The sequence below is a fragment of the Micromonospora sp. LOL_023 genome, assembly GCF_048060115.1.
GTDB lineage: Bacteria > Actinomycetota > Actinomycetes > Mycobacteriales > Micromonosporaceae > Micromonospora_E.
The window spans coordinates 48,949-62,385 of record NZ_JBHMIM010000031.1 but is presented as its reverse complement, the minus strand read 5'-3'; the positions used below and the strand labels follow the sequence as shown (position 1 = coordinate 62,385).

The following is a 13,437-nucleotide window of genomic DNA, read 5'->3' as shown; positions in this document are numbered from 1 at the left end:
GGCATGTCGTGCGGGAAGGAAGGCCAGTGACCTACATCATCGCCGAGCCGTGCGTGGATGTGCTCGACAAGGCATGCATCGAGGAGTGCCCGGTCGACTGCATCTACGAGGGCAACCGGATGCTCTACATCCACCCCGATGAGTGCGTCGACTGCGGTGCCTGCGAGCCGGTCTGCCCGGTCGAGGCGATCTTCTACGAGGATGACGTGCCGGAGCAGTGGAAGGAATACACCACCGCGAACTACCAGTTCTTCGAGGATCTCGGTTCGCCCGGCGGTGCCTCCAAGGTCGGCAAGATCGAGAAGGACAACCCCTTCGTCGCGGCCCAGCCGCCGCGCGGGGACGCGCACTGACCGGGTCGCCGGCAGGATCGGCCGCCGGGTGGCGGCGCCGGGCCGGCGGGTCGGTCGCGGCCGGCCTGCCGGACTTTCCCTGGGATCGGCTGGAGCCGGTCAAGTCCAAGGCCGCCCGGCACCGGAACGGCATCGTCGACCTCTCGGTCGGCACGCCCGTCGATCCGGTGCCGGCGGTGATCCAGGACGCGCTACGGGCTGCCACCGACACCCCCGGCTATCCGATGACCGCCGGCCATGCGCGGCTGCGCGACACGATCCGGGACTGGTGCGTACGGGAGTGCGGCGCACCGGCCGACGGGCTCGGGGTGCTGCCGACCATCGGTTCCAAGGAACTGGTGGCCTGGCTGCCCACCCTGCTCGGGCTCGGCCCGGGCGACGTCGTGGTGGTGCCGTCGGTCTGCTATCCGACCTACGAGGTGGGTGCCCGGCTGGCCGGTGCCGAGGTGGTCCGCACCGATTCGCTGACCGCTCTCGGGCCGTCGACCCGGGTCGGTCTGGTGTGGGTCAACTCGCCGGGCAACCCGACCGGCCAGGTGCTGCCCGCCGGCCACCTGCGCAAGGTCGTCGACTGGGCGCGCGAGCGCGGCGCGATCGTCGCCAGCGACGAGTGCTACCACGCGCTCGGCTGGGAGGCGCAACCCGTCTCGGTGCTCAGCGACGGGGTCCACGGCGGTGACCTGACCGGTCTGCTCGCCGTACATTCGCTCTCCAAGCGCAGCAACCTGGCCGGGTACCGGGCCGGGTTCGTCGCCGGTGACCCGGCGATCGTCGGCGAGTTGCTCGCGGTCCGCAAGCACGCCGGCATGATCGTGCCGGCTCCGGTGCAGGCGGCGATGGTCGCCGCGCTGACCGACGACAAGCACGTGGCGGACCAGAAGCGGCGCTACGCGGTCCGCCGCGACCAGCTGCGCGCCGCGCTCACCGGTGCCGGCTTCACCGTCGTGCACTCCACCGCCGGGCTGTACCTGTGGGTCAGTCGGGACGAGGACTGCTGGTCGACGGTGGACTGGTTCGCCGAGCGAGGCATCCTCGTCGCGCCCGGCGCCTTCTACGGTCCGGCCGGCCAGCGTCACGTCCGGGTCGCGCTGACGGCCAGCGACGAGCGGGTGACCTCCGCGGTGGACCGGCTCGGCTGACCGGCGCTGCGTCGGTACGGCTCGGCTCGGCTAGGCTGGCCGCATGGTGGACGCTGCGGTGGTGGCGGTGCGAGGCGAGGTGACCCGGGAGGTCCAGCCGGAGCTGGCCCGGTTCGCGGTGACCGTCGCGGCCCGGGGTCGGGACCGCCCCGGCACGCTGGAACGACTCGCCGAGCGGGGCGACGCGGTCCGTGCGTTGATCGACGGCTACGGTGCGGCGATCGAGCGCCGCGAGTCCGGGTCGCTGCTGGTGCGGCCCGAGTGGAAGCGCTCCGGCGAGCGGGTCGCCGCCTATCACGCCAGCGTCACCACCACCGTCACGGTCGTCGACTTCACCGTGCTCGGCGAGCTGATGCTGCGGCTGGCCGATCAGGACCAGGTCCAGATCGGCGGACCCTGGTGGTCGCTGCGCCCGGCCAGCCCGGAGTTCGGTCAGGCTCGCCGGGCGGCCATCGACGAGGCGATCGCCCGTGCGCGCGACTACGCCGACGCGCTCGGAGCCGAGGTGACCGGGCTGGTCGAGCTGGCCGACCACGGCATGGCGGCACCGCAGCCGATGATGGTGCGCGGCGGCGGTCACGGATTCGCCGCGATGGACCTGGCCGCCGAGTCCACTCCGCAGCTCGACCTCGACCCACAGGTACAGACGGTGCACGCCGTCGTCGAGGCCAGGTTCACCATCTCCGCGCCTGCGGCACTCGGCCGGCCGAGTTGATCCGCCCGTCGGCGAGGTAAATCGTCTGCCCAGGTGGACGCCACCATACTCGACGGTCACTTGGGCAATACCGGAAATCGTGTCCCTTGTTGGCGACTCATCGTTGTCGACCATTGCCCGGCAGAAGTATGGCCAACGCCTTGCTGGACTGGTAAACCGAGCGGTGGATGTTTGTCCGGATGCTCGCCGGACGCTGATCCGCCAGCCGGCGCGCTGCGGCTGTTCACTTTCGGCCCGAGGGAGGCTCGTGTCGGTCCGCAAGCTCACCGGCGGATATGCCACGGTGATGTTCCTGTTGTCCGTCGGGATCTTCGCCGCTCCCAGCTGGCATCCGATTCTCTGGCCGGCGTTGGGTACGCTGAGCGCGAGTTGCATCGCGTTCGGTATCCGTCGCTACCGGCCGAAACAGGCCGTGGCGTGGTGGTGCCTGGCGGCTGCCGTCGTCATGCTGGCCGCCGGTGACACCGCGTTCGCGCTGTTTCCCGGCTCGCCCGTCGCCGAGCTCTGCTATCTGACCGTATTTGCACTTACCGCCACCGGACTGTTCACGCTGACCCGTAGCAACCGGATGATCGGCGATCGAGCCAGACTGCTGGACGTCCTCACATTCCTGTGCGCCGCCACGCTGCTTGCCTGGATCTTCATCGTCGGCCCGTACATCACCGCGGCCGGGATGAGCCCGATCGGGCGGTCTTTGCTCGCCGCGTACGCCCTTGGCGATCTGTTGATTCTGGCGGTGATGATCCGTCTGCTGGCGATGGAGCCCCGTACCCCGGCCCTGTTGCTGTTGCTGGTCGGTGCCGGCGGGATGCTCGTCAGCGACATCCTCTACGGACTGACCACGCTGGGGGAGCAGTGGCAGCCGGGCGGCCCGATCGAGGTCGGCTGGCTGCTGCTCTACGTCTGCTGGGGCGCGGCCGGGCTGCAGCCGTCGATGGCGCAGATGTCCGAGCCGGTGGATGTTGAGCAGGGCAAGGTCAGCGCCCCATGGGCGGTGCTGCTGATCCTGGCCACGATGATCGCCCCGACGATCCTGCTGATCGAGTCGCTGACCGGGCGGATCCGCGACGGCGCGATGCTGGCGATCACCTCGGCGGTGGTCTTCTCCCTGGTGCTCAGCAGGTTCGGCGACGTGCTCGCCGCGCACCGCCAGACGGTGCGGCGTGAGCAGGGCCTGCGCGACGCGTGCGCGGCGCTGGTCTCGGCCGCCGACGCCGCCGAAGTGGATCAGGCGATCCGCGCCGGACTGCGGCAGATCGTGCCGGCCGGCGCCGAGCACCGGTTGGTGCTGGTCCTGAACCAGTCCGGTGGGGTGCCGGCGCTGGCCGGCAGCATCTGGGGTCCGTCGGTGCCGGTCACCGCGACCGGCGCGCTGCTGCCGTCGGCGGCGGCGGTGCGGCGCACCCGGATGCTGCGCCGGCCGGCGCTCACCCCGATGCTGGCCAACCAGCTCGGATCGTTCCCGTTCGCGCTGCTCTGCCCGTTGGTGCTGCCCGAACGGCTGCTGCCGGCACCGGTGCCGGCCCAGTCGAGCGCCCGCCGACGGAGTACCGATCGGCGCCCGGACCCCCGCCCGGCAGTCGCGGGCCGGGCCGCGCTCGGGCCGCGCGCCGGGGTTCTGCTGGTGTCGGCCGAGACGGCGGTGCTGGGCGTGCTGCGCGACGCCATCGAGGTGCTCACCGGCCACGCGGCGATGGCGCTGGAGCGGATCCGGCTCAGCGACGAGATCAACCAGCGGGACGCCGAGGCGTACTTCCGGACCCTGGTGCACAGCAGCGTGGACATCATCCTGATCGTCGAGGACGACGGCCGGATCCGGTACGCCAGTCCGGCCGTGCAGACGGTGCTCGGCCGACCGGCCACCGACTGTGGCATGGTGACCGATCTGGTCGACCTCGACGACCACGAGCAGGTCATCGAGGGGCTGGCGATGGTCCGGTCCTCGGGTGAGGCCCACGACTGGCAGGACTGGCAGCTGCGGCACGCCGACGGAACCGCCGTACAGGTCGAGGTGAGCTGCCGCGACCTGCGGTCGGACCGGACGGTGCGCGGCCTGGTCCTCACCTTGCGGGACGTCACCGAGCGGCGTCGGCTGGAGCGCGAGTTGACCCATCGGGCGTTCCACGATTCGTTGACCGGGCTGGCGAACCGGGTGCTCTTCCACGACCGGGTGCAGCAGGCGGTGGCCCGGGCGCAGCGGGGCAACCACACGGTCGGCGTACTTTTTATCGATCTTGATGATTTCAAGGTGGTCAACGACACGATGGGCCACCAGTCGGGTGACGAGTTGCTGGTCGCCGTGGCGAACCGGCTGGCGGCCACCCTGGGCTCTGCCGACATGGCTGCCCGGCTGGGTGGGGACGAGTTCGCCGCGCTTGTCGACGACGCCGAGGACCCGGCCGAGGCGGAGCAGATGGCGCAGCGGTTGGTTTCGGCCTTCACCGAGCCGTTCCGGCTGGCCGGCCGGCTGGTTGGGGGAGCCGTCAGCGTCGGGGTGGCCACGACGGCGGACGCTGTCGGCACCGACGAGTTGATGCGGCACGCCGATCTCGCCCTGTACGTGGCGAAGGACGAGGGCAAGGGGCGGTGGCGGCGCTTCCAGCCGGCCCTGCACGTCAGCCTGGTCCACCGGATGGAGCTGCGGACCACCCTGGAGCGGGCCGACGTGGAGACCGACTTCGTCGTCGAGTATCAGCCGATCGTGGAGCTGGCCACCGGCTGCGCGGTCGGGCTGGAGGCCCTGCTGCGCTGGCGCCATCCGACGTTGGGGCTGCTGCGTCCGGACCAGTTCATCGACGTGGCGGAGGAGACCGGCCTGATCGAGCCGATCGGTGACTGGGTGCTGCGTCGGGCGATCGCGGCGGCGGCGCAGTGGCAGGTCTGCCTGCCGGCGGGGACCGTGCCGTATGTCAGTGTCAACGTGTCGGCCCGGCAGTTCCGAGCGGCCGGGTTCGTCGCGAAGGTCCGTCAGCAGCTCACTGAGGGTGGTCTGCCGGCGGAGTCGGTGATGCTGGAGCTGACCGAGAGCCTGCTGCTGGAGAGCGACGACCACATCTGGTCGGACCTGGCGCAGCTGCGTGAGCTGGGGCTGCGGATGGCGATCGACGACTTCGGCACTGGCTTTTCTTCGTTGAGCTACCTGCGGCAGTTGCCGATCGACGTGGTGAAGATCGACCGCTCGTTCACCGCCGAGATGGCGTTCTCCACCCGGCAGCGGTCGCTGGTGGACGGGATCATCCGGCTGGCGCACACCCTCGGCCTGGCGGTGGTCGCCGAGGGCATCGAGACCGTGGCGGATCGGAACCTGCTGGGCGATCTGGGGTGCGGGTTCGGGCAGGGCTATCTCTTCTCCCGGCCGCTGGCGCAGCGGGACGCGACGGCCTGGCTGGCCGGTGGCCAGCCGGTCGGGTCGATCCTGCCGTAGCGACGGTTTGTCGTATGTACGTCGCACTGCGTACGGTACGCGTCCCTATTGTCCCGAGTTTCAAAGCATCGATGTGCATACCGCGTATGTAATCCTGGGGCTTCGGATCACGACCCAGACGTCTTGTCAGACGTCCAACGGGGAGGTTCACGTTGCATCCAGTCAGGAAACACACCGCAGCGGCGCTCGTCGTCGCCCTGACGGCCAGCCTGATCGGCCTCGGCCAGTCCACACCCGCCGCCGCCCGCCAGCCCACGCCAACGACCGAGAGTGCCACCGCCCGGGCCGCCACACCCGCCGACGCCGTCACCCTGATCACCGGTGACCGAATCGTCATCACCACCCACGGCACCGCCGTACGACCCGCCGCCAGCCGCGGCCACCTGCGCTTCCACACCTACCGCAGGGCCGACGGGCTGTACGTCGTCCCGTCCGACGCCCAACCGCTGATCCAGGCGGGCGCACTCGACCGGCGACTGTTCAACATCACCAACCTGATCTCGGCCGGCTATCACGACGCCGCCACCCGGCGGATCCCGCTGCTCGTCGAACACGCCGACCCCACCGTCGCCCGCCGGGCCGGCGCGGCGCCCGCCGGGGCACGGGCCACCCGGGAACTGCCCGCGATCGGCGGTGCCGCCGTGAGCGTCGACAAGGTCACCGCCGCCGACTTCTGGACGACCATCGCCGGCACCGGCGCGGCGGCCGGCCCGGCTGGCGCACGATCGCTGGCCGCCGGTTCCGGGCTGACCCGCGTCTGGCTGGACGGCAAGCGGCAACTCCTGCTCGAGCGCAGCGTCGGGCAGATCGGCGCGCCGACCGCCCACGACGCCGGATTCACCGGCACCGGGGTGACCGTCGCGGTGCTGGACAGCGGGATCGACGCCGACCATCCGGACCTGGCCGGCAAGGTCGCCCGATCGGAGAACTTCACCGAGGACTCCGACCCGGCGGACAAGGTCGGCCACGGCACCCACGTCGCGTCGATCATCGCCGGCAGCGGTGCAGCCTCCGACGGTGCCAACCGTGGCGTGGCCCCCGACGCCACGCTCATCTCCGGCAAGGTCTGCGAGTCGTACTGGTGCACCGAATCGGCGCTGTTGGCCGGAATGCAGTGGGCCGCCGCCGATCAGCGGGCCACCGTCATCAACGTCAGCCTCGGCGGCTGGGACACCCCGGAGATCGACCCCCTGGAAGAGGCGGTCGACACGCTGACCGCCGAGACCGGCTCGCTCTTCGTCATCTCGGCCGGCAACTTCGGCGGTGACCGGACCATCGCCTCACCGGGCAGCGCCGCCGCGGCGCTCACCGTCGGCGCGGTGGACCGCGACGACGTTCTCGCCGGCTTCTCCAGCCGGGGGCCACGCGTCGGAGACGACACGGTCAAGCCGGACCTGACCGCCCCGGGTGTCGACATCGTCGCCGCCCGCGCCGCCGGCACCACTCTCGACGAGCCGGTCGACGAGCACTACGTCGCCGCCTCCGGCACGTCGATGGCCGCGCCACACGTCACCGGCGCGGTGGCGTTGCTGGCCCAGAAACACCCCGGTTGGACCGCGCAGCGGCTCAAGTCCGGGCTGATGGGGTCCGCCGCGCCACAGCCCGGCGCCACCGCGTACCAGCAGGGTGCCGGCCGGGTCGACGTGGCCCGTGCCATCACCCAGACGGTGACCACGACGCCGGCCAGTATCTCGTTCGGACGCACCGCCTGGCCGCACCACGACGACGAGCCGGTCGTCGAGACGGTCACCTACCGCAACACCGGCACCACCGAGCAGACCTTGTCGCTGTCGGTCGACGGCGTCGCGACGGCTGCCGGCTCCGCGCCGGCAGGGATGTTCAGCGTCGGCGCCACCGAGTTGACCGTGCCGGCCGGCGGCACCGCCAAGGTCACCGTCACCGCCGACACCAGTGTCGACGCGCCGGACGGCTACTACTCCGGGCACCTTGTCGCCAGCGGCGACGACGGGGTGCGGGTCAGCACCCCGTTCGGCGTCAACCGGGAAGTGGAGAGCTACGACCTCTCCCTGGCCCACGTCGACCAGACGGGTGCGCCGACCGACGAGTACTGGACCGTCGCCATCGGGCTGGGCCAGCAGGTGGACGCGGTGCCGTGGAGCGGCGACGGGTCAGGTGCGGCGACCGTCCGGCTGCCGGCCGGCCGGTACGGCCTGTCCAGCATGATCACCCGGGTCGTCGACGAGGAAGCGGAGGAGTACGAGGTCGCTGTCCTGGCTCGACCGAACCTCAGACTCGAAGCGGACACCACTGTCATCTTCGACGCCCGCGACAGCGAGCCGGTGCGGTTCACGGTCCCCGAAGAGACCGCCCAGCCGGCACTGGTCGACATCAACCTCGTCTACTGGACCGAGGCCAGTGGCGGAGTCGGGCTGCTCGCGGAGACCTTCGACGGGCTCTCCACCGGTCAGGCCGGGGCGCCACCGCGCAAGGGCGAGTTCACCACCAACATCAACAGCCAGTGGCTGCGCCCCGACGGCGAGGGCGGCTTCGCCGCGAGTCCCTACTTCTACGGGCTCACCGAGTTCTTCGCCGATCGGCTACCCACCGGCTTCACCCGCCACTACCGGCCACGCGACCTGGCCACGGTGCGGCACCGGTTCCGTGGTGTCGACCACGGCGAACGTACCGACCGGGTCATCTTCCCGGTGCGCGACGCGCGTGACCCAGGGGCGTGGGCGATCGTCGCCCCCGTCGAGTTGCCGAGCGTACGGGTGGAGCACTACAGCGTCGACAGTTCGTTGAGCTGGACGAGTTCGCTGGAGTTCTCCCGGGCGGTCGAGGATCAGGACTGGCCGGAGTACACCGCGGTGCTCTCCGCGCCGCCGCAGCGCTACCAGCCCGGCAAACAGACCCTGGACACCTGGAACGTCGCGCCGTACGGGCCGGTCTTCGCCACGACGGACGGTCCGGGCGGCTGGGTGCGCCGTGACGGCAACATGATCTCCGTGGAGGTGCCGCTGTTCGGCGACGCGCACGGCCATCCCGGCGGGGTACTGACCGAGACCGGTCGAACGGCGCTGTACCGCGACGGCAAACTGGTCGGGGAGAGCGAGTATCCCGGATACGGCTGGTTCGAGGTGCCCCGGGCATTGGCGAACTACCGGCTGGAGGTCGCCGCGACTCAGGCGGTGAGCGACTTCTCGACCTCGGTCAGCGGGGTGTGGACGTTCCCGTCCGGGCCGGTCGTCCGTAACCAGACGGCGGCGTTGCCGGTGATGGCGGTGCGGTTCGCGCCGAGCCTCGACCCGGTCAACACCGCCACCGCCGGCCGGACGGTGGAGATCCCGTTCACGGTCGCGCACCAGCCGGGAGTGGCCGGGATCGGCATCCGCAAGCCGGTGATCGAGGCGTCCTACGACGGTGGGGAGACCTGGCAGCGGGCCGAGGTGCGGTCGGCGAAGGCGGGTTGGACCGCCACGGTCAGCCACCCGAGGCAGGACGGGTACGTGTCGTTGCGCGCCTCGGTGACCGACCGGGCCGGCAACACGGCGCGGCAGACGATCATTCAGGCGTACCGGATCGCCGTGCGCTGACCCCCCGTCCTCCGCGATCTTGCACTTATCGACGGACAACTTGGACATATGTTCTCGATAAATGCAAGATCGCGGGGCCGGGGCCGGGGCCGGGGGCCGGGGCTGGGGCTGGGGCTGGGTCGAGTGAGACAGGGTTGCGGTCAGTCGTTGGCGTGCAGGGCGGCGTTGAGTTCGATGCCGGCGCCGGTGCGCGGGCGGGCCTCCAACGCGCCGGTCACCGAGTTGCGCCAGAACAGCAGTCCGGCGACCCCGGACAGCTCGCGGGCCTTGACCACCCGGCCGTCCGGCAGAGTCACCTTCGAACCGGCGGTGACATAGCAGCCCGCCTCGACCACACAGTCGTCACCGAGCGAGATGCCGATGCCGGCGTTGGCGCCGAGCAGACTGCGTTCGCCGATGCGGACCTTCTCCGTACCGCCGCCGGAAAGGGTGCCCATGATCGACGCGCCGGCACCGACGTCCGAACCGTCACCGACCACCACGCCGGCGACGATCCGGCCCTCCACCATCGAGGTGCCCAGGGTGCCGGCGTTGAAGTTGCAGAACCCTTCGTGCATCACCGTCGTCCCGGCCGCCAGGTGGGCGCCGAGCCGGACCCGGTCGGCGTCCGCGATGCGCACCCCGGCCGGCACGACGTAGTCGGTCATCCGGGGGAACTTGTCCACCCCGTACACCGCCAGGTGCCGCCCGGCGGCCCGCTCGACGAGCCGCAGCTCGTCGACCCGGTCCGGCGGGCATGGCCCGGCGGACGTCCAGGCGACGTTGGCCAGCTGGCCGAAGATCCCGTCCAGGTTCAGCTCGTTCGGCCGGACCAGCCGGTGGGAGAGCAGATGCAACCGAAGGTACGCGTCGGAGGCGTCCTTGATCGGATCGGCCAGCGAGCCGATCTCGACGACCACCACCTCGGTACTCAGCCCGGCCAGGGCACGCGGACCGAGCGCGCCGGCGGGCAGCCCGAGCAGGTCGGCGGGGGTGGTGCCGTCGGCTGCCGGTGGCAACTCGCCGAGGCCGAGCTGCCCGGCCGGGTACCAGGTGTCCAGCACCTGCCCCTGCTCCGTGCAGGTGGCCAGGCCGATGCCCCAGGCAGGCTGTGTCGAAACCGTCACCGAACTTTCGCCTTCCGATCAGGGAAATGTGTCACCGTGGGCCGGTGCCCGACCGAGCGGGGCGATCTGGGCGATCTGGGGACGGTCCGGCCCTGTCGAGACGGTACCGTGCCAGCCATGGTGAACCCGCTGAGCCCCGAGGTCCTGGCCGATCCGGTGACGTTGACCCGCGCGCTGGTCGACATCGAGTCGGTGTCGCTCGACGAGCAGCGGATCGCCGACTGCGTCGAGCAGGTGCTGGCCGAGGTGCCCTGGCTGAGCACGCAGCGGTTCGGCAACACGGTGATGGCCCGGACCGACCTGGGCCGGACGCAACGGGTGGTGCTCGCTGGGCACCTGGACACCGTGCCGCTGGCCGACAACTTTCCGTCCCGGGTCGACGGGAACCTGATCTACGGCTGCGGCACCTCCGACATGAAGTCCGGGCTCGCGCACGCGCTGCACCTGGCGGTGACCGTGGACGCACCGCGCTACGACGTGACGTACCTGTTCTACGAGGCCGAGGAGATCGATTCGCGGTTCAACGGGCTACGCCTGGTGGCGCAGGCCCACCCGCAGTGGCTGGCGGCCGACTTCGCGGTGCTGCACGAGCCGACCTACGGCGTCGTCGAAGCCGGTTGTCAGGGCACGCTGCGGGCGATGGTCACCACCGCCGGCCGCCGGGCGCACTCGGCGCGGTCCTGGCGCGGGGTGAACGCCATCCACGCCGCCGGCGAGGTGCTGCGCCGGCTGGGCGACTACCGCCCGCGTGACGTGACCATCGACGGATGCCACTACCGGGAAGGGTTGAACGCGGTCCGGATCAACGGCGGAGTGGCCGGCAACGTCATCCCGGACGAGTGTGCCGTCGAGGTCAACTTCCGGTTCGCGCCGGATCGCGACGACCAGCAGGCGCAGGCGCACGTGCATGAGGTCTTCGCCGGGTTCGACGTCGAGATCGTCGACTGCGCCGGCGGTGCGCTGCCCGGTCTGGACTCCGCGCCGGCCCGGGAGTTCCTGGCGGCGGTCGGCGAGCCACCGGTGGCCAAGCTCGGCTGGACGGACGTCGCCCGGTTCGCCGCGCTGGGCATCCCGGCGCTCAACTTCGGCCCGGGCGACCCGAACCTCGCCCACGCCCGGGACGAACACGTGGAGGTCGACAAGATCCGGCAGGGCGCCGAGATGCTGCGGCGTTGGTTGGTGCCGGCCTGACGCGGTGCCGCAGGTTCACTGCAGCAGCACCGGCTCCTGCTCGATGGCGGAATCGGTGACCGTCTCGGCCGGGTGTGGCCGCCCCCCGGCCATCCGCCGCTCAGCCACCACGGCCCGGATCCGTCGATGCATCTGACGCCGGACCCGGATCAACTCGCTACGTGTCATCATCGTGACTCCTCCCCCCGAAGGCACCGTTCCGATGTCCCTGCCCAACAGGGACGTCCCCTCCACCGGCCGGTGTAACCAGTATCTGTTAGTGGAGACGTACGCGCAGCCGATTTGGTTGCGTCCGGTACCGGATTGTTGCCGCCACCACCTGGGCGCCGGTCGCGGCCGGCCGCGTCGCCACTTGCGGCCCAACCGCGCAGCCGCACCCGCTGTCGGCGTCCGCTCTGGACACGCACGGGTCCGGCGACGCCGCACCCGCCGGGCCGCCGACTACGGTGGTCCAGATGGACTATCAAGACAACGGGACCGCGGCAAGCGGCGATTCCGCACCGGCACCCGCCCGACCCAGGTCAGAGCGGCACCGTGGCGCGGTGACCCTGCGCCGGGAGGCGGTCCGCGGTGATACCGCCGATCAGGGTCTGCTCGATTCACGGACCCGCGCCGAATGGAAGACGAAGGACTCCTGGCGGGCATTGCGCATTCTGTCGGAGTTTGTCGAGGGGTTCGACACGTTGGCCGATCTGCCGCCGGCGGTCAGCGTTTTCGGATCCGCGCGCAGCGCACCGGACAGTCCCGAATGCCGACTCGCCGAAGAACTGGGCGCCGCGTTGGCCACCGCCGGTTATGCGGTGATCACCGGTGGCGGTCCGGGGGTGATGGAAGCCGCCAACCGTGGGGCCACCGAGGCCGGTGGGGTGTCGGTCGGCCTCGGCATCGAATTGCCGTTCGAACAGGGCATCAACGAATGGGTGGAGGTGGGCATCAACTTCCGGTACTTCTTCGCCCGCAAGACCATGTTCGTCAAGTACGCCCAGGCGTTCGTGGTGCTGCCCGGCGGCTTCGGCACCCTGGACGAGTTGTTCGAGGCACTCACCCTGGTCCAGACCGGCAAGGTGACCCGCTTCCCGGTGGTCCTGATGGGCACCCGGTACTGGTCCGGTCTGCTCGACTGGCTGCGCGACACCTTGCAGGCACAGGGCAAGATCGGCACCGCCGACCTCGACCTGCTCTGCCTGACCGACGACGTCACCGAGGCGGTACGGCACATCGTCGACGCGGACACGGCCCTCGCCGCCGAGCAGACGGCGCTACGGGACACCGCGCTGGCGCAGACCAGGGCGGAACGCCAGACGGACCAGCGTGCGCCGGCCGGTGACCACCGGCCGGCGGAATGAGAGGAGAACAGGCATGGCCGCCATCGGAGTCTTCTGCGCGTCGTCGCGCACCCTCGACCAGCGCTGGCTCGACCTGGCGACCCAGACCGGTCGGGAGTTGGCGACCCGGGGCCACCGCCTGGTCTCCGGCGGCGGCTGTGTCGGCATGATGGGGGCGCTGGCCGACGGCACCAGGTCCGCCGGGGGCCACACGCTCGGCGTGATCCCGCAACCGCTGGTCGACCTCGAGGTCGCCGACACCCACTCCGACGAGCTGGTCGTCACCGACGGGATGGCCAGCCGCAAGACGTTGATGATCGAGAAGTCGGACGCCTTCATCACCCTGCCGGGCGGGCTCGGCACCCTGGACGAACTGTTCGAGGTGTGGACCACGGCGGTGCTCGGGATGCACCGCAAACCGGTCGTGGTGGTCGACGTCGACGGCTTCTACCAGGGGCTGCTGGGCTGGCTGGACGCGCTCGCCGACACCGAATTCGTCGGGCGGTCCGCCCGCGACCTGTTGATCGTCGTCGACTCGGTGCCGGCGGCACTCGACGCCATCGAGACCCGACTGGGGTGAGGCCACCAGCGACGGCCGGCCACCCGGGCACCGACTGCTGTCCGCTCGAC

The 13,437-nt window shown here is 70.8% G+C and carries 10 protein-coding genes; 8 read left to right on the top strand and 2 right to left on the bottom strand.

The genetic code is table 11. The features are described 5' to 3' along the window. Positions 1–26 precede the first annotated feature (26 nt). The 5 genes from fdxA to ACFHVL_RS17865 all read left to right on the top strand — a co-directional run bounded on the left by fdxA (position 27) and on the right by ACFHVL_RS17865 (position 9,185). Positions 27–353 carry a ferredoxin gene (gene fdxA, locus ACFHVL_RS17885; RefSeq protein ID WP_416629195.1) on the top strand — a complete coding sequence of 109 codons (327 nt, stop codon included), beginning with the start codon at positions 27–29 and terminating at the stop codon, positions 351–353. 65 nt (positions 354–418) lie between these two features. Further along, positions 419–1,492: a succinyldiaminopimelate transaminase gene (gene dapC / locus ACFHVL_RS17880; protein ID WP_416629217.1), complete on the top strand. Its 1,074-nt coding sequence runs from the start codon at positions 419–421 to the stop codon at positions 1,490–1,492. Positions 1,493–1,535: 43 nt separating this feature from the next. After that, positions 1,536–2,207, top strand: a complete 672-nt coding sequence (locus ACFHVL_RS17875) for an SIMPL domain-containing protein (protein WP_416629194.1) — start codon at positions 1,536–1,538, stop codon at positions 2,205–2,207. Positions 2,208–2,454: 247 nt separating this feature from the next. Beyond that, a complete protein-coding gene (locus ACFHVL_RS17870) occupies positions 2,455–5,631 on the top strand; it encodes a putative bifunctional diguanylate cyclase/phosphodiesterase (protein WP_416629193.1) in 3,177 nt (1,058 codons plus the stop codon). A gap of 152 nt (positions 5,632–5,783) precedes the next feature. Continuing rightward, complete coding sequence (locus ACFHVL_RS17865; RefSeq protein WP_416629192.1) at positions 5,784–9,185, top strand: S8 family serine peptidase; 3,402 nt, start codon at positions 5,784–5,786, stop codon at positions 9,183–9,185. Between the two features lie 140 nt (positions 9,186–9,325). On the opposite strand, the gene dapD is transcribed toward ACFHVL_RS17865, so the two are convergent. Next, on the bottom strand, positions 9,326–10,291 hold the full coding sequence (gene dapD, locus ACFHVL_RS17860; protein ID WP_416629191.1) for a 2,3,4,5-tetrahydropyridine-2,6-dicarboxylate N-succinyltransferase: 966 nt from the start codon (positions 10,289–10,291) through the stop codon (positions 9,326–9,328). Between the two features lie 117 nt (positions 10,292–10,408). On the opposite strand from dapD, the gene dapE reads away from it, so the two are divergent. Next, positions 10,409–11,482, top strand: coding sequence for a succinyl-diaminopimelate desuccinylase (gene dapE, locus ACFHVL_RS17855; RefSeq protein ID WP_416629189.1), 1,074 nt, complete (start codon positions 10,409–10,411; stop codon positions 11,480–11,482). 15 nt (positions 11,483–11,497) lie between these two features. Here dapE and ACFHVL_RS17850 read toward each other — a convergent pair whose 3' ends face one another. Beyond that, entirely contained in the window at positions 11,498–11,653 is a 156-nt protein-coding gene (locus ACFHVL_RS17850) for a hypothetical protein (RefSeq protein WP_416629187.1), read from the bottom strand. A gap of 284 nt (positions 11,654–11,937) precedes the next feature. On the opposite strand from ACFHVL_RS17850, the gene ACFHVL_RS17845 reads away from it, so the two are divergent. Then, entirely contained in the window at positions 11,938–12,828 is an 891-nt protein-coding gene (locus tag ACFHVL_RS17845) for a TIGR00730 family Rossman fold protein (RefSeq protein ID WP_416629186.1), read from the top strand. Between the two features lie 13 nt (positions 12,829–12,841). Continuing rightward, a complete protein-coding gene (locus tag ACFHVL_RS17840; RefSeq protein WP_416629184.1) occupies positions 12,842–13,387 on the top strand; it encodes a TIGR00730 family Rossman fold protein in 546 nt (181 codons plus the stop codon). The last annotated feature ends 50 nt before the right edge of the window (positions 13,388–13,437 follow it).